This is a genomic window from Actinomycetospora succinea (genome assembly GCF_004363095.1).
Lineage (GTDB): Bacteria > Actinomycetota > Actinomycetes > Mycobacteriales > Pseudonocardiaceae > Actinomycetospora > Actinomycetospora succinea.
In genome coordinates, this window is the sequence record NZ_SNYO01000007.1 from 227,259 (window position 1) to 242,259 (window position 15,001).

The following is a 15,001-nucleotide window of genomic DNA, read 5'->3' on the forward strand; positions in this document are numbered from 1 at the left end:
CTTTGGTGCTATAGCACCAAAGTTCACTCACGTAGGTCCGTGCGGATCGGGTGCCCCGGGGGGATCTCGACGAGGACGATCGCGCGGCCGTCGGGGTCGGCGATCCAGCACTCGTCGAGGCCCCACGGTTCGCGCTGTGGCTCGCGGGTGACGGTCACGCCGCGCCCCCGCAGCTCCGTGAGCGTGTCCGGCAGCGACCGCACCTGCAGCCACAGGGCGTCCTCGCCGATCGCCACCGCCCCGGCCTTCGAGAGCTCCATGTAGCCGGTGCCCAGGAAGAACACCACGCCGCCCGGGAACTCGCGGGCCACCGCGAGCCCGAGCGTCTCGGCGTAGAACCGCCGTGAGGTCTCCCAGTCGCGGGGGCGCACGAGGATGCGGCTCGACAGGATCTCCACGCTCGTTCCCTTCGTCTCGTGTCACGATTCGGCGGCCGACCTCGGGGAAACTCGACCGTGTGAGTTCTCCCGAGCCCGATCCCCGGCGGTGGCGCGCCCTCGCGGTGTGCCTGATCGCCGGGTTCATGACGTTGCTCGACGTCAGCATCGTGAACGTCGCCCTCCCCGCCATGCAGCGGGGGATCGGCGCGTCGTCGGCGGAGCTGTCGTGGGTCGTGTCGGGCTACGCGCTGACGTTCGGGCTCGTGCTCGTCGCGTCGGGCCGGCTCGGCGACGACCGCGGCCGCAAGAAGATGTTCATGATCTCGCTGGCGCTGTTCACGCTGACCAGCGTCGCGGCGGGGCTGGCCCCGAACGCCGCGTCGCTCGTGGTGTTCCGCCTGCTGCAGGGCGCCGCGGGCGGGATGCTGAACCCGCAGGTCATCGGCTTCATCCAGCAGCTGTTCCAGGGTCGCGAGCGCGGCCGCGCGTTCGGCCTGTTCGGCGCCGCGATCGGCATCTCGACGGCCATCGGCCCGCTGCTCGGCGGCCTGCTCCTCGAGTGGGGCGGCCAGACCGACGGCTGGCGCTGGGTCTTCTACGTCAACGTCCCGATCGGCGTCGCCGCGCTCGTGCTCGGCGCCCGCCTGCTGCCCCGCGACACGGCGAGCGAGGGCGAGAAACGTCCCCTCGACGCGATCGGCGCGGTGCTGCTCGGCGGCGCCGTCGTCGCGGTCATGGTCCCGCTGGTGCTCTCCGAGCGGGACCCGGCGAGCGCTCCCTGGTGGCTGCTGGCCGTCGCCGTCGTCCTGCTCGTCGTCTTCGTGTTCTGGGAGCGCCGCGCGCGCCGGACCCACGGCCACCCGCTGGTGAACTTCGCCCTGCTGCGCACCCGCAGCTACGCGCTCGGGACCTCGCTCGGCCTGCTGTACTTCGCCGGCTTCACCGCGATCTTCTTCGTGGTCACGCTCTTCCTCCAGAACGGGCGCGGCTACACCCCGCTCGAGGCCGGGCTCGCGCTCACGCCGTTCGCGCTCGGCTCGGCGGTGTCGTCGGCGATCGGCGGACGGCTCGTGTCCCGGCTGGGCAAGCCGCTGGTCGTCGGCGGGCTCGTCCTCGTCGCCCTGGGGCTGATCGCCGTCGACGTGGTCCTGCGCCTGGACCCGGCGCTGGTCGGCTGGGCGATCGCCGGCCCGCTGCTCGTCGCGGGCATCGGCAGCGGCTTCGTCATCGCGCCGAACCAGACGCTCGCGCTCGAGGAGGTCCCGCCCCGCGAGGGCGGCACCGCGGCGGGCGTCCTGCAGACCGGCCAGCGCGTCGGCTCGGCGGTCGGCATCTCCGCGGTCGGCGCCGTGTTCTTCGGCCAGCTCACCAGCACCGGCGGCGACTGGGCCCTCGCCATCAGCCGTGGCCTCGTCGGCGCGGTCGCGTTCGTGGTGCTCGCGCTCGTCCTCGGCGTCATCGACCTGTTGCTGGGGCGCCGCCGCGCCGCGGACCCCGGCTCCCCGGCGATCGCCGAGGCGCCGGCCGCGAGCGTGGGGAACGGCCTGAGCGGCCACGTCACCGACCCCACCGGGTCGGCGGTGGGCGGCGCGACCCTCACCCTCGTCGACCCCGACGGCCGCGAGGCCGCCACCGCGGCCGCCGACGACGACGGCGCGTTCCGCCTCGACCCGGCCGGGCCCGGGCGGTTCCAGCTGGTCACGCGCGCGGACGGGCACCCGCCGACGGTCGCGTGGGTCGACGTTCCCCACGGCGGGCGGGCCGTGCGCGACGTGGTGCTCGGCGCCCCGGAGCCGTCGACGGCGGGTTGACCACCCGGTACCCCGGGTATCTGACTGTCCGCGAGGCGCCCAGCACCGGTGCGCCCGGGGAGGAGACCGCCATGGCGAGCGAGGACAAGACCGACAACAAGATCCAGGAGCTCAAGGGCAAGGCCAAGGAGTCGGTCGGCAAGGCCGTCGGCAACGAGAGCCTCGAGGCCGAGGGCAAGAAGGACCAGACCGTCGGCAGCCTCAAGAACGCCGGCGAGAAGGTCAAGGACGCCTTCCGCGACTGACCTGCCCGGACGCCGCGCCGCCGCTCCGCTACAGCCGCTTGAGGGGCGGCGGCGCGACGCCGTCGTCACCCGAGAGCGATGCCTGCGCGGGCGAGCGGGCCAGCACGACGACCCCGCCCAGCGCGAGCACCAGCCCCGCCACGAACCACGGGATCCCGCCCGGGCGCACGCCGTCGCCCAGCGCGATGAGCCCGACGAACCCGGGCGCGAGGGTCTCCGTGACGGCGAGCACCGCCACCACCGGCCCGACCGAGCCCCGCCCGAGCGCCACCGTGTACAGCGCGAGCCCGAGGGCGGCGAAGCCGAGCAACGCCCACACCACCGGGTCGGTCGCCGCCATCCGGGCCATCTCGCCCAGCGACCCCTCCAGGTCCACCATGCGCACCGCCACCGCCGTGCCGCCGAACGCCAGCCCCGCGAGGAACGACACGAGCATGGCCCGCCTGCTGCGGAACGCCACCGGCACCGACACCACGAGCAGCACCCCGAACGTGACGAGCAGCGCCACCACCGCGCCCGTGGACGGGGTCAGCAGCGCGTCCTCGACGCTCGCGCTCGCCACGATCAGCGCCAGCCCCACGGCGTTGGCGGCGGCCGCGGCGAGGTCGATGCGGCGCAGCGGCGTGTCGAACACCCAGTGCGACGCCACCACCGTGATCGCGACCTGCCCGGCCACGATCGCCTGCACCGCGACGATCGGCATGTACCGCAGCGCGAGCACGGTGAGCACCCAGCCGCCGATGTCGAGCGCGAGCCCGGTGAGGTACATGGGGTGCAGCACGACGGTCGCCGCCCGCGAGGCGCGCCGGGCGGCACTCGCCTCCAGCAGCGCGGCACCGGCGTTGGCGCCCGCCGCGGCGAGCGCGGCGAGCAGCCCCAGGAGGAGCACGCCTCCAGTCTGCCTTGGATGATCTCGGACGCCGACCCACCACACCGCAGGAGGAATCCGTGGCCCTCGACGCCACCGCCGTGACGCTGCTGGCCCTCGGCGTGCTGATCGGCCTCGCGGTGCTCGCCGATCGCGTGGCGGGCGGCGCGCTGGCGAGCGTGCCGGGCGCGCTGCGCGACACCGGGATCGTCGCGGTGCTCGTCCTCGCCGCCGGCGTGGTGTTCACCCTGGTCGCCACCGACGAGGCCCTCGAGGACGCGGACGCGCCGGTGCTCGGGTGGGTCCTCGGCGTCCGCACCCCGGGGCTGACCAGCGCCGCCGAGGGCATCTCGCTGATCGGCGGCACGGTCGGGACGGGCGGGCTCGCGGTGGTGTCGGCGGTGGTGCTGTTCGCGCGCGGGCACCGGCGCACCGCGCTGATCTGGGTGCTCGGCGTGCTGGCGGGGGCGCTCGCGATCCGGCTGGTCAAGGTGGCCGTCGAGCGCCCGCGCCCGCCGGTGGCGCTGCGGCTCGCCGAGGAGACGACCGCGTCGCTGCCCTCGGGCCACGCGCTGATGGCGGCGCTGGGGCTGACGCTCACCGCGGCCGCGGTGGTCGCGCTGACCGTCGGGACGCCCCGTGCCCGCCTCGTGCGCCGCGTCGTGGTCGTGCTCGCGGTCCTCGGCGCCCTGCTCGTCGGCGCGAGCCGCGTCTACCTCGGCGTGCACTGGACCACCGACGTCCTCGCCGGCTGGTTCCTCGGCGCCGCGCTGGCCACCACGTGCATCACGCTGGCCCGCGTCCTGGACGCCCGCGCGCGTCTCGGCGACGCCCCCGACCCCGTTCCGGGGTTGCCGGCGGATCGTCCGGACACCTCTCATCCTGTGGAGTGACCGTCTTTCGGGTGGTCAGTGCGATGTCGAATACAGAACGACGCCCGATTGCTCCGTCCGAGATGATCTGCCTACGCTTGTCTCGTCCGCCCGGGTGAACGAGGTGAGCCGTGGTTGCCGTACCGCTGCTCGTGCTGGGTGCCCGGTTCGCCGGGCTCACCACGGCGCTCTTCCTCGCCCACCAGGGCTTCCCCGTGCACGTCGTCGACCGCGACCGTCCCGGTGACGTCGACCGGGGCCTGGCGGTCCTCACGCCGTCGGCGCTGCGCGAGCTGGCCGCGCTCGGGCTCGCCGACCCCCTGGCCGCGCAGGCGTGGGAGCCGCGCCGTCTCGCGCACGCCGACGCCGACAGCGGCGCGGTCCTGCGGGTCGCCGAGCTCGGCCCCGTCGTGCGTGCCCGGTTCGGCCGGCCGTACCTGCTCGTCCCGCACGCCGTGCTGCGCGCCTGCCTGGTGACGGCGTGCGAGGCCGACGAGATGGTCACCGTCACCTACGGCCGCAGCGCCACCGCGGTGGAGGACCTCGGCGACGCGGTGCTGGTCACCGACGACGAGGGCGACCGGTACCGGGCGGAGGCCGTCATCGGCGCCGACGGCCCGGGCAGCCGCGTGCGGGCGCACCTCGGCGGCGGCCACGCGATCTCCAGCCCCTACCTCGTGCACCGCGGGCCCGGCCCGGCGCCGCCCGACGACTGCCTGCGGCTCTGGTCGTCGCCGACGCTGCACGTCACCCAGTCCGCGGTCGTCGGCGGCGAGGGGGAGGTGTCGATGACCGTGCGCGTCGACGCCCTCGAGGACATGCACCGCGACGGGGTCGCGGCCGTCGTCGGTCGCCTGCTGGCCGGCAGCGCGCCCGAGGTCCGCGCCGCGGTCGGCGACGTCGTCGTGCGGGCACCGTCGCGCGTGCACCGCCACCACGCCCCGCTCGAGCGCGGTGCCCGCCACCGGCTGACCGTCGTCGGCGGGGCCGCACAGCCGATGCTGCCGCACACCGCGCAGGCCGTGGCGCTCGAGATCCTCGACGCCGCGACGCTCGGGCGCGCCTTCGACCACGCCGACGGGCGGATCGTGCCCGCCCTCGAGGAGTACGCCTACGTCCGCGCGCAGCCGCGCGCCGCCGTGGCCCGCCGCGCCCACGACTTCGCCAGCCTCTGCCACGCCGACGGGCTCGTGCGCCGTATGCGCGACCGGCTCTGGCGCACCACGTCCGTCGACGCCACCGCGGCCATCGTCGACGCGGGGCGGGGCGGCCCGTCCCCGGGCGGCCCGCCGGGGGCGTCCGGCGACGGACACCGGCCCGGCCTCGTCGTCGACCCGGCCGCCCGGCAGCACCAGGACGCGCCCCGGGGCCCGCACGGGCCGATCGCGGGCTGACGGCCCGCGCCGTCGGCGGGCAGGATTCCCGCCCGTGACCGATGCTCCCGCCCTCACCCCGGACACCGTCGTCGCCAACGGGGTGCGGATCCACCTCCGCCACGGCGGCTCCGGCCCGCCGGTCGTGCTGCTGCACGGGTGGCCGCAGACCGGGCACTGCTGGCGCCACGTCGCCGGCCAGCTGGCGGCCGACCACACCGTGATCGTCCCGGACCTGCGCGGCTACGGGGCCAGCGACAAGCCCACCGGCGGCATGGACAAGCGCACGATGGCCGCCGACATGTCCGCGCTGGTCCGGGCCCTCGGCCACGAGCGTATCGCCGTGGTCGGGCACGACCGCGGCGGCCGCGTCGCCCACCGCTGGGCCCTCGACCGGCCCGAGGAGGTCACGCGGGTCGCCGTCCTCGACATCGCGCCGACCCGGGCCACCTGGCAGCGCTTCGACGCCGCGCTCGGCGCGAAGTACTGGCACTGGCTCTTCCACCTCCAGCCCGACCTGCCCGAGCGGCTCGCCGGCGCCGACGTCGAGGGCTACCTGCGCTACTTCCTCGAGAAGTGGACCTTCGCCCGCGAGGGCCTCGAGCCGGCGGCGATCGCGGAGTACGTCCGCGCCTTCTCCCAGCCCGGCGCGCTGCGGTGCGGGTTCGACGACTACCGCGCCGACCCCGTCGACGCCGAGCACGACGAGGCCGACGTCGTAGCCGGGCGCCGCGTGACCGTCCCGCTGCTCGCGCTGTGGGGCGCCGAGGGCGTCATGGGCCAGACGCTGCCGATGCTGGAGCTGTGGCGCGAGTACGCCGACGACGTGCGCGGCCGCGCGATCGAGCGGTGCGCGCACTTCGTGCCCGAGGAGCGTCCCGAGGAGGTCGTCGAGGAGTTGCGGACCTTCCTCGCGGAGGCAGACTGACGGGAGTGAGCAGCCCCCTGAAGGTCGAGACCGATTCCGAGGAGCTGGGCTTCGACCCGGCGCGCCTGACCCGCATCGACGACCACTTCGCCCGCTACGTCGACGACGGCCGCCTCGCCGGGTGGCACATCGTCGTCGCCCGCGACGGGAAGGTCGTGCACTCGTCGACCGCCGGGCAGCGGGACGTCGAGGCCGGCCTCCCGGTCACCGACGACACGCGCTGGCGCATCTACTCGATGTCCAAGCCGATCACCTCGGTCGCGGCGCTGATGCTCTGGGAGCGGGGTGCCTTCGAGCTCACCGACCCGATCAGCCGGTGGCTGCCCGAGTTCGCCGAGCCGAAGGTCTACGTCAAGGGCTCGTCGGGCAAGCCGCTGCTCGAGGCGGCCACGGAGCCCATCCGCGTCTGGCACCTGCTGACCCACACCGCCGGGCTGACCTACGGCTTCCACCACGCCCACCCCGTCGACGAGCTCTACCGCGCGGCCGGCTTCGAGTGGTCCGTGCCCGCCGGGCTCGACCTCGCGGGCTGCGTCGAGGCGTGGGCCCGGATGCCGCTGGTCTTCCAGCCGGGCTCGGAGTGGAACTACAGCCACGCCACCGACGTGCTCGGGCGGCTGATCGAGGTCGTGTCGGGCCAGGCGCTCGACGCGTTCCTCGACGAGCACGTGCTGGGCCCGCTCGGGATGACCGCCACCGGCTTCGTCGTCGACGACCCCGACCAGCTGGCCGCCCTGTACGTCCAGAACCCCGCCACGGGCCGCGCCCTGCTCGCCGAGACGGCCGGGATGGGGGCGATGGCCCGCGAGGTCCTGGAGCCCACCTGGCTCGGCGGCGGGGGCGGGCTGGTGTCGACGGCCGCGGACTACCACCGCTTCACGCAGATGCTGCTCGGTCGCGGCGAGGTCGACGGTGTCCGCCTGCTCGGCAGCCGTACCGTCGACTACATGGGCCGCAACCACCTGCCCGGCGGCCTCGACCTCGAGCAGGTCGGCCGGCCGCTGTTCGCCGAAATGCCGTTCGACGGCGTCGGGTTCGGTCTCGGCGTCGCCGTGGTGACCGACCCCGTCCGGTACCGCACGCCCGCCAGCGTCGGCGAGATGTCGTGGGGCGGGGCGGCGAGCACCGCGTTCTGGGTCGACCCCGCCGAGCGGATCACGGCCATGTTCATGACGCAGCTGCTCCCGTCGAGCGCCCACCCGATCCGCACCCAGCTGCGCGGGCTCGTCTACCAGGCCCTCGTCGACTGAGCCGTTCGCTCCGTGTCCGGCCTACCGGATGCGGGGCGCCCGGGGCGGGGCCGAGCGACCGTCCCGGGCGATCATCGTCGCGCTCCGTGACCGTTTCGCGACGAAGCGGGCGGTCCGAATCCGGTGCCACCGTCACTCGGGAAGGGGGCTGCATCGTCGCGATCGTGTGGGTAGCGTCGCCTCGACTCGGACGAGGGACGGCCGCGGGCACTGACCGTGACCGCGGGTGTCCCCGTGCCGGGTGATCCCGCCGCGGGTGATGCAGCAGCGGGTCGGGACCAGGCGGCCACCGGGAGCCAGCATGAATGCGACGTCAGGACCGCGGCGACGACCGAACGGACCCCATCCGGAGCGGACGCCGGCCGAGGAGCCGTCGGTCCCCGCGCAGCGCACGGCGGCGGATGTCTACGGGGTCAGCGACGAGCAGGTGCACCGCGCGCGCATCGCCGTGGCCCGCAACTCGCTCGACTCCGACGACTGCCGCGAGCTGCTCGACATGCTCGGCCTCATCGGCGAGGGGGGCGACCCGCCACCCGTGCGGCGCTGAGCGCACCGCCCGTCCCGTTCGATCGTCCGCTGCTGGACGAGTTCGGTGTGGGTGCGGGTGGGTGAAAGGCGGTCCGGCTAGCGTGGCCGCCGATGTCCGACACCGTGGATCCGCCGCGCCTGCCTGCCGAGGCCCGCGCTGATCCCCCGCGCCAGGCGCGGGCCGTGGCGACCCGCGGCGCGATCCTCGCCGCGGCGGCGGAGGAGTTCGCCGCGCGCTCGTACCACGAGGCGTCGCTGTCGCGGATCCTCGAGCGCAGCAAGGTCACCAAGGGCGCGCTGTACTTCCACTTCGTCTCCAAGGAGAGCATCGCGCTCGCCGTGGTCGACGAGATGGAGCGGCTGTGCCGCGGCATGGTCGAGCGCTGCGCCGCGCTCGGTCTCGACCCCCTGCGGACCGCGGCCCAGGTCGCCCGCGAGATGCAGGACGCCCTCGCCGGACCGGAGGTGCGAGCGGGCCAGCGTCTGTGCGGGGAGGGGCTCGCCGGCCCCAGCCGCCCGGGCTGGCCCTTCGCCTTCTGGCAGGAGGTCTTCACCGACCTCTTCGTCCGCGCCGGCACCGCGGGCCTTCTGGTCCCGGCCGTCGACGCGCGGGCGTTCGCGCGGACGATCGTCGACGTCTCCGCGGGCGCGTTCATCGCGTCGTTGGCGATCAGCGAGCTCACCGACCTCGCCCAGCGCGTCTGCGAGAACTGGGAGCTGCTGCTCGGCGCCGCGGCGGACCCCGCCTGGCTGGACGCGTGGCGCGCCGACGGCGGCATGGCCGCGGTGCTCGGCCCGCACCTGGGGCCGATGCCGATCGACGGCGGGGGGTGGGTGCCGGAGCGCTGACTCCGGTCACCTATGCTTGGCCCGCTCCCAACGGGTACGCCGTTGGCGGGTAAGGTCCTCAGCCAGAGGGTCGCGCCCCCATCGTTCAGCGGCCTAGGACTCCGCCCTTTCAAGGCGGCAACGCGGGTTCGAATCCCGTTGGGGGTACGGTAGGACAAGCACGATCAAGGCCCAGTGGCGCAGTTGGTTAGCGCGTCGCCCTGTCACGGCGAAGGTCGCGGGTTCGAGTCCCGTCTGGGTCGCTCCACCGGTCGAGGGTCTCCCTCGGCCTCTCGGCCAGGTAGCTCAGTCGGTACGAGCGATCGCCTGAAAAGCGATAGGTCGGCGGTTCGACCCCGCCCCTGGCCACACCGGCCCACCAGCGGAAACGCTCGGTGGGCCTTCGTCGTCGTGCCGTACGCCGACTCGGCGTAGCGCGCTCCGCCGGGAAGACGATGGACAGTTCGTGCCCGGACAGGTACTCCTGGTAGCAGCTTCCCGGTGGTCGACCCCCACGGCCGCGGCGGAGGTCTCGACGAGGGCTTCCGAGGAGCAGCCATGATGCTGCCGGCCGAGAACGAACGATCGATGTGTCCCGCCGACGTCTACCGCGCCGAGGGCGTGGTGGCCGAGCGGCTCGGCGTGGACATCGAGAGCGCCGCGGAGATGCTCCGCCACGAGGCGGCGACCCGCGAGATCACGATGGTGGAGATCGCTCGCGAGGTGCTCACCGGGGACTGGTCGCACCACGTCCTGGACCCCTGGGGCAGTTGCTAGGTCGCTGCTCGCATCGGGTGACGAGCGGCTCCGGACGTCGGGACCGCTGTCACACTCGGTCGCCCCGAGCTGCGACGACGGGAGCGTCCGATGGCGATGATGGTGCTGACCAGGCTCATCCCACCCGAGAAGTACGAGGAGTGGCGGGCCACGCTCGCGGCCTTCGGAGGACCGCGCCGCGAGGAGTACACGGCGGCGAGGACGCGCCAGGGGGTGACGCGCCAGGGGGTCTTCGTCGAGCACACCTCGGACGGCCCGATGGAGATCATGGTGATGGAGGCCGACGACCCGGGTCGGGCACTCGAGATGATCGCCACCTCCGAGGAGCCGTTCGACGTCGAGTTCCGCGCGTACCTCCTGAACACCCTCGGGCTCGACCTCTCGCAGCCGCCGGCGGGGCCACCGCCCGAGCAGGTGCTCGACTGGACCGCGCCGGCCCGCAGCCACGCCTAGGGACCGCTGGCACGATCCCGGTCGTGCTCGTCGGCGTTCCTCCACAGGCGACCCACACCGCCGTCCTCGTGCTGGTCCCGGAGGCCGAGCCGGTGGTCGGCGCGCTGCGGGACCGGCTGGACCCGTCGGCCCCGCAGGGCGTGCCCGCGCACGTGACGGTGCTCTTCCCGTTCGTGCCGGCGCAGGCCGTCGACGCCGCGACCGTCGACCGGCTGCGTCGGGCCGTCGCCGGTGTCGGGCGCTTCGACGCCACCTTCGACGCCGTGCGCTGGTTCGGCGAGGACTACGTGTGGCTCGCCCCGTCGCCGGCGGCGCCGTTCGCCGAGCTGACCGAGCGCGTCCACCGCGCCTTCCCCGACCACCCGCCCTACGAGGGCGAGCACGAGCCCGTGCCGCACCTGACCGTCGGCTACCGGCGGCACTCGTCGCTCGAGGCCCTGCAGCGCGCGGCCGACGATCTCGCCCCGCGACTGCCGATCACCGCGGGGATCGACCGGGTGCACCTGCTCGCCGGCTCGTTCGAGGGGGACTGGCGGGTGGTCGCCGAGGCGCCGCTGGACCGACGGCCGGGGACCGGTCATCGCCGGTGACGGCCGCGAACCGACCGCTCGGCCCGTCCCCGGCGCCGACCGTCGAGAACACGTCACACCAACCGGCGCCCACGTAACGGCGTCACCCGATCGAGCGACGTCCCGGCGAGAGTCGGCGCGACGCTGGGGGTTCGGCGTGGAGTGGGTCGTGGCGTTGGTGGTGTTCGCGGTGGTCTCGGTCGTGGTGATCGGGGTGCCGCTGTACCTGGCCGTGCATTCGTGGTCCGGGCGGTCCGACCGCCGGGCCGCGGAGGCGCGCCGACGCGCCTCGTCCGCCCACCCGACGACCGCGACGGGCGGGCGGACGCGCCGGGTCCTGGCGCCCTGAGGATCAGCCGGTGACGAGCTCGACGTCGCCGGCGCCGTGGTCGCGGGCGTAGCCCAGCATCTTCGCGAGGTCGCTCACGCCGTTGCTCGCGGGCACCGGCGCGAACTGCAGCGTCGAGAGCACGCCGAGGGCGCGGCCGTCCGCGGACAGGAACGCGCTGCCCGAGTCGCCGGGGATGCCCGGGGTGACGGTCAGGACGTCGTGGCTCCAGCCGTTGCCGTGCTCGCCGGCGACCGTGCCGATCTTCGGGCTGAGCAGCGTGACGCCGCCGCGCAGCTCGGAGTTGCCGTAGCTGCGCACGACCTCGCCGACCCCGCTGCCGTCGGTGTCCACGCCGCTCGGCCCGCCGAAGAAGGGGACCGCGCCGGAGGCGGCTGCCGCGTCCTCGGGAGCGAGCTTCACCAGCGCGAAGTCGTTGAACGCGCACGCGTCCGGGTCGGTCTCGCCCGCCTCCTGCATCGCGAGCCAGGAGTTGTAGACGAGCTCGCCCGGCTTGCTCGCGCCGCCGACCTCGACCTCGGTGCCCAGCGGCAGCGAGGCCGAGTCGCAGCCGTCGGTCTCGGTCGCCGCGCCGGTGCCCGAGCAGTGCGCGGCCTGGCCGACGAAGACGTCGTCCCCGTCGCGGAACAGGAAGTTCGCGGTGCACTGGGCGCCATCGGTGCGGGTCTGCACGCCCGGGTGCACTCCCGGCGCGGTCGGGGCCGGGGCGTCGCCGGGGGCGGCGACGGCCGTGGCGCCACCGAGCCAGACGGCTGCGGCGAGGGCCGCCCCCGTCGCGAGCGCGGCCGTCCTGCGTCGTGCTCCCATGCGTGATCTCCCGCGGGCCGAGTGCACATCCGCCTCGTCCAACGGACAGATCACGATCGGGTGACGGTCAGCGGGACTGTAGGGCCGCCCAGGTCGTCGCCGCGGAGACCCCGCCGTCGGCCGCGAGCGTCTGGCCGTTGACCCAGCGGCTCTCGTTCGACATGAGGAAGGCGACCACCGACGCGATCTCCGAGGCCTCGGCGTCGCGTCCGGCGGCGGTGCGCTGGCGGGCGAGGCGGCGCGGGTCGGTCGAGCGCTCGACCTCGGGCAGCGAGGGCGTGCGCACCGTCCCCGGGGCCACGGCGTTCATCCGGACACCGTCGCCCCAGGTCAGCGTCGACGAGGCCGTCGTGTACGCGAGCACGGCCTCCTTCGACACGTCGTAGACCGGGCGGTCGGGGCGCTGCTCGCGGCACCAGCGCAGGCCCTCGGCGAACGTCCGGGTGGCGAGCAGCGGCCGGAGCTCGGCGAGGTGCGCGACCCAGTGCCGGCCCTCCGAGGACGACACGTTGACCACCGAGCCGCCGCGGCGGATGCGCCCGACGAGGCTCTCGGTGAGGTGGCGCATGCCGAGGAAGTTCACGGCGAGCACGGTCTCGACGGGCGCGGTGCCCGGGACACCCGCGACGTTGGCGAGCGCGTCGACCTGCCCGTCGAGGCGGTCGACGGCGGCGTCGATCGAGCCCGGGTCGGCGAGGTCGCACGCGACGTGCGGGATCTCGCGGTCGGGTGGCTCGCGCCGGTCGAGCCCGATGACGGACACGCCGTGGCGCGTGAGGAACTGTGCGAGCGCGCGCCCCACCCCGGAGGAGGCTCCGCTGACCAGGAAGACCGTGCTCATGGCGGGATCACAGTAGCGAGGCCCCCGCGTCACCCCGTCGGCGCAGTCCCCTCGGCGCACCGGCGCACCAGCGCGGCCTCCTGCGCGGCGTCGAACCCGGCGGCCAGGGCCGGCTCCCCGCGGTCGCGGTGCCAAGCGAGGACGTCGCGGGCGGTCTCGACGGCGGGCCGGAACCGCAGGCCCGCGGCCCGCGCGGCGGAGGAGTCGATCGCGTCCTGCGGGATCTGGTCCTCGGGGAACCAGAGCGGGCGCGCCTCCTCTTCGACGTCGTGCAGCCCGGCGCGCAGCGCGTCCTCGCCCGCCCACGCCCAGGTGACGTCGCCGGGGCGGCCGCCGGCGGCCTCGAGGCACGCGTCGAGCACGGCCGCGAGGGGCTGCGCGCGCAGGGGCCCGACCGTGTCGAAGACCCCGGCGCGACCGTCGCCCAGCGCCCGGACCGCGAAGGCGGCGATGTCCCGGGCGTCGCTGTACTGCACGGCGCGCTGTGGGTCGCCGGGCGCCAGCACGGTGCGCGACGCCTCGCCGGCGAGCGCGCGGGCGAGGCGCACGGGCCACCAGGTGAAACGGTCGGACGGGTCGCGGGGCCCGACCATGATCCCGACGCGCAGCACGGTCACCGGCCCGTCGAAGACGCTCGTGACCGCGTCCTCGGCGCCGAGCTTGGCCAGCGAGCGCTCCTGCAGCGGGTCGTCGGGCGACGCCTCGCCGGGCCGTCGCACCGGGGCGTCCTCGTCGGGCACCGCCGGGCCGTCCGGGTGGTAGACGCTCATGCCCGAGACGTAGCCGAGGGCGCCGGCCGACCCGCGCAGCCGCTCCGCGGTGGCCCGGACGGCGTCGGGGTCGGAGAACGTGTCGAGGGCCGCGTCGAAGGTCCGCCCGTCGAGGGCGGAGAGATCGCCGTACCGGTCGACGGCCAGCGCCTCGACGTCCGGGAACGGCCGGGTGCCGGAACGGCTCGCCACCGTCACGTCGTGGCCGGCGCGCCGCGCCTCGGCGACCACGTGATGACCGAGGAACCCGCCACCGCCGAGCACCAGGAGTCGCACCCCGGCGGCTACCCCGCCCGCGGTCGGTGACACCCGTCGAGCTGTGGGTAGCGATCTTCGGCCGACCGTGTGGTGGTGCTTGGCTGACGCATGCGAAAGATGTGACCTTCTGTGGTCAAGAGCGATTCCCACCGGAACCCGCTCCCGGAGCGTGGTGGGGTGAGGCCCACGCTCCGGGGCGGCCCACCGGCTCCCGCCGGGGAGGCGCGCACGGCACCATGGACGGCGTGCAGCTCCACCTCGTCGACGCCTTCACGTCCTCGCCCTTCACCGGCAACCCGGCCGGCGTGTGCCTCACCGACGCCGACGACGCGGCCTGGATGCAGGCGGTCGCCGCGGAGGTCAACGTCTCCGAGACCGCGTTCGTCGACCTCTCGACGCTCGCGGAGACGGGTGAGGTGGGCCTGCGCTGGTTCACCCCGACCGTCGAGGTGGAGATCTGCGGGCACGCGACGCTGGCGAGCGCGCACGTGCTCTTCGAGCAGGGCCTGGCGACCTCGCCCATCGCCTTCCGCACGGCCTCCGGCGTGCTGCGTGCCGAGGCGCTGGCCGGCGGCGGCATCCAGCTCGACTTCCCCGTCGACGAGCCGGTCTCGGCGCTGCCCGACGGCCACCTGGCCGACGAGTTCGCGGACGCGCTGGGCGCCGCGGTCGTCGAGCTCGCGCGCTGCCGCTACGACGTCCTCGTCGAGATCCCCTCCGCCGAGGAGGTCCGCGGCCTCGAGCCGGACCTGTCGGTGCTCAAGGCCGCCAGCGGGCGCGGGGTGATCGTCACCGCGCGCGCGGGCGACGACCCGAGCCCCGGCGCGCCGGACTTCGTCTCGCGGTTCTTCGCCCCCGCCGTCGGCATCGACGAGGACCCGGTGACGGGCTCGGCGCACTGCTGCCTCGCGCCCTACTGGGCGAAGCGCCTGGGCCGCGAGCGTCTCGTCGGCGCCCAGCTCTCCCCGCGCGGCGGCGAGGTCGGCGTCGAGCTGGCCGGCGAGCGCGTGTACCTGCGGGGCGACGCGGTGACCGTGAGTCGCGGCGAGCTGCTCGCGGCGGCCACCAAGATCTGAGGTCGTCACCCGCGCGGA

At 74.9% G+C, this 15,001-nt stretch carries 18 protein-coding genes and 3 tRNA genes; 16 read left to right on the plus strand and 5 right to left on the minus strand.

Annotated elements, in window-relative coordinates; genetic code table 11:
* Positions 1-23: 23 nt before the first annotated feature.
* On the minus strand, positions 24-398 hold the full coding sequence (locus tag EV188_RS22645; RefSeq protein WP_133828562.1) for a VOC family protein: 375 nt from the start codon (positions 396-398) through the stop codon (positions 24-26).
* 59 nt (positions 399-457) lie between these two features.
* On the opposite strand from EV188_RS22645, the gene EV188_RS22650 reads away from it, so the two are divergent.
* Both EV188_RS22650 and EV188_RS22655 read left to right on the plus strand, forming a co-directional pair.
* Positions 458-2,191, plus strand: coding sequence for a DHA2 family efflux MFS transporter permease subunit (locus tag EV188_RS22650; RefSeq protein ID WP_208114341.1), 1,734 nt, complete (start codon positions 458-460; stop codon positions 2,189-2,191).
* Between the two features lie 71 nt (positions 2,192-2,262).
* Positions 2,263-2,436, plus strand: a complete 174-nt coding sequence (locus tag EV188_RS22655) for a CsbD family protein (RefSeq protein ID WP_133828563.1) — start codon at positions 2,263-2,265, stop codon at positions 2,434-2,436.
* 28 nt (positions 2,437-2,464) lie between these two features.
* On the opposite strand, the gene EV188_RS22660 is transcribed toward EV188_RS22655, so the two are convergent.
* Complete coding sequence (locus EV188_RS22660) at positions 2,465-3,325, minus strand: hypothetical protein (protein ID WP_133828564.1); 861 nt, start codon at positions 3,323-3,325, stop codon at positions 2,465-2,467.
* A 59-nt stretch (positions 3,326-3,384) separates the two neighbouring features.
* On the opposite strand from EV188_RS22660, the gene EV188_RS22665 reads away from it, so the two are divergent.
* The 13 genes from EV188_RS22665 to EV188_RS22725 all read left to right on the plus strand — a co-directional run bounded on the left by EV188_RS22665 (position 3,385) and on the right by EV188_RS22725 (position 11,231).
* The gene (locus EV188_RS22665) at positions 3,385-4,197 is read left to right on the plus strand and encodes a phosphatase PAP2 family protein (RefSeq protein WP_166660021.1); all 813 of its coding nucleotides are present in this window, start codon (positions 3,385-3,387) and stop codon (positions 4,195-4,197) included.
* Between the two features lie 110 nt (positions 4,198-4,307).
* The gene (locus EV188_RS22670) at positions 4,308-5,570 is read left to right on the plus strand and encodes an FAD-dependent monooxygenase (protein ID WP_133828566.1); all 1,263 of its coding nucleotides are present in this window, start codon (positions 4,308-4,310) and stop codon (positions 5,568-5,570) included.
* A gap of 34 nt (positions 5,571-5,604) precedes the next feature.
* Positions 5,605-6,477: an alpha/beta fold hydrolase gene (locus EV188_RS22675; RefSeq protein ID WP_243741917.1), complete on the plus strand. Its 873-nt coding sequence runs from the start codon at positions 5,605-5,607 to the stop codon at positions 6,475-6,477.
* Positions 6,478-6,482: 5 nt separating this feature from the next.
* Positions 6,483-7,727, plus strand: coding sequence for a serine hydrolase domain-containing protein (locus EV188_RS22680; protein WP_133828567.1), 1,245 nt, complete (start codon positions 6,483-6,485; stop codon positions 7,725-7,727).
* Between the two features lie 301 nt (positions 7,728-8,028).
* A complete protein-coding gene (locus EV188_RS22685; protein WP_133828568.1) occupies positions 8,029-8,274 on the plus strand; it encodes a hypothetical protein in 246 nt (81 codons plus the stop codon).
* Between the two features lie 92 nt (positions 8,275-8,366).
* Positions 8,367-9,104 (plus strand): TetR/AcrR family transcriptional regulator, encoded by a 738-nt coding sequence (locus EV188_RS22690; protein WP_133828569.1) that lies wholly within the window; start codon positions 8,367-8,369, stop codon positions 9,102-9,104.
* Between the two features lie 74 nt (positions 9,105-9,178).
* Positions 9,179-9,251: transfer RNA gene (locus tag EV188_RS22695), tRNA-Glu, on the plus strand.
* 21 nt (positions 9,252-9,272) lie between these two features.
* A tRNA-Asp gene (locus EV188_RS22700) sits at positions 9,273-9,346 on the plus strand.
* A 32-nt stretch (positions 9,347-9,378) separates the two neighbouring features.
* Positions 9,379-9,452 (plus strand) — tRNA-Phe (locus EV188_RS22705).
* A 189-nt stretch (positions 9,453-9,641) separates the two neighbouring features.
* Positions 9,642-9,860, plus strand: a complete 219-nt coding sequence (locus tag EV188_RS22710) for an ANTAR domain-containing protein (protein WP_133828570.1) — start codon at positions 9,642-9,644, stop codon at positions 9,858-9,860.
* 90 nt (positions 9,861-9,950) lie between these two features.
* Entirely contained in the window at positions 9,951-10,313 is a 363-nt protein-coding gene (locus tag EV188_RS22715; protein ID WP_133828571.1) for a hypothetical protein, read from the plus strand.
* A gap of 23 nt (positions 10,314-10,336) precedes the next feature.
* Positions 10,337-10,903 (plus strand): 2'-5' RNA ligase family protein, encoded by a 567-nt coding sequence (locus tag EV188_RS22720; protein ID WP_133828572.1) that lies wholly within the window; start codon positions 10,337-10,339, stop codon positions 10,901-10,903.
* 148 nt (positions 10,904-11,051) lie between these two features.
* Positions 11,052-11,231 carry a hypothetical protein gene (locus tag EV188_RS22725; RefSeq protein WP_133828573.1) on the plus strand — a complete coding sequence of 60 codons (180 nt, stop codon included), beginning with the start codon at positions 11,052-11,054 and terminating at the stop codon, positions 11,229-11,231.
* Between the two features lie 3 nt (positions 11,232-11,234).
* On the opposite strand, the gene EV188_RS22730 is transcribed toward EV188_RS22725, so the two are convergent.
* The 3 genes from EV188_RS22730 to EV188_RS22740 form a co-directional block, all read right to left on the minus strand.
* Positions 11,235-12,038, minus strand: coding sequence for a S1 family serine peptidase (locus EV188_RS22730; RefSeq protein ID WP_133828574.1), 804 nt, complete (start codon positions 12,036-12,038; stop codon positions 11,235-11,237).
* A 67-nt stretch (positions 12,039-12,105) separates the two neighbouring features.
* Positions 12,106-12,879, minus strand: a complete 774-nt coding sequence (locus EV188_RS22735; RefSeq protein WP_133828575.1) for a coniferyl-alcohol dehydrogenase — start codon at positions 12,877-12,879, stop codon at positions 12,106-12,108.
* A gap of 29 nt (positions 12,880-12,908) precedes the next feature.
* Positions 12,909-13,925 (minus strand): NAD-dependent epimerase/dehydratase family protein, encoded by a 1,017-nt coding sequence (locus EV188_RS22740; protein ID WP_166660022.1) that lies wholly within the window; start codon positions 13,923-13,925, stop codon positions 12,909-12,911.
* A 218-nt stretch (positions 13,926-14,143) separates the two neighbouring features.
* On the opposite strand from EV188_RS22740, the gene EV188_RS22745 reads away from it, so the two are divergent.
* Positions 14,144-14,983, plus strand: coding sequence for a PhzF family phenazine biosynthesis protein (locus EV188_RS22745; protein WP_133828577.1), 840 nt, complete (start codon positions 14,144-14,146; stop codon positions 14,981-14,983).
* Positions 14,984-15,001: the final 18 nt, after the last annotated feature.

Excerpts from the sequence above, each read along its gene's own strand:
- EV188_RS22735 (WP_133828575.1), bottom strand. The coding sequence starts at position 12,879 with ATGAGCACGGTCTTCCTGGTCAGCGGAGCCTCCTCCGGGGTGGGGCGC.
- EV188_RS22730 (WP_133828574.1), bottom strand. The coding sequence starts at position 12,038 with ATGGGAGCACGACGCAGGACGGCCGCGCTCGCGACGGGGGCGGCCCTC.
- EV188_RS22710 (WP_133828570.1), top strand. The coding sequence starts at position 9,642 with ATGATGCTGCCGGCCGAGAACGAACGATCGATGTGTCCCGCCGACGTC.
- EV188_RS22715 (WP_133828571.1), top strand. The coding sequence starts at position 9,951 with ATGGCGATGATGGTGCTGACCAGGCTCATCCCACCCGAGAAGTACGAG.
- EV188_RS22745 (WP_133828577.1), top strand. The coding sequence starts at position 14,144 with ATGGACGGCGTGCAGCTCCACCTCGTCGACGCCTTCACGTCCTCGCCC.
- EV188_RS22655 (WP_133828563.1), top strand. The coding sequence starts at position 2,263 with ATGGCGAGCGAGGACAAGACCGACAACAAGATCCAGGAGCTCAAGGGC.
- EV188_RS22690 (WP_133828569.1), top strand. The coding sequence starts at position 8,367 with ATGTCCGACACCGTGGATCCGCCGCGCCTGCCTGCCGAGGCCCGCGCT.
- EV188_RS22685 (WP_133828568.1), top strand. The coding sequence starts at position 8,029 with ATGAATGCGACGTCAGGACCGCGGCGACGACCGAACGGACCCCATCCG.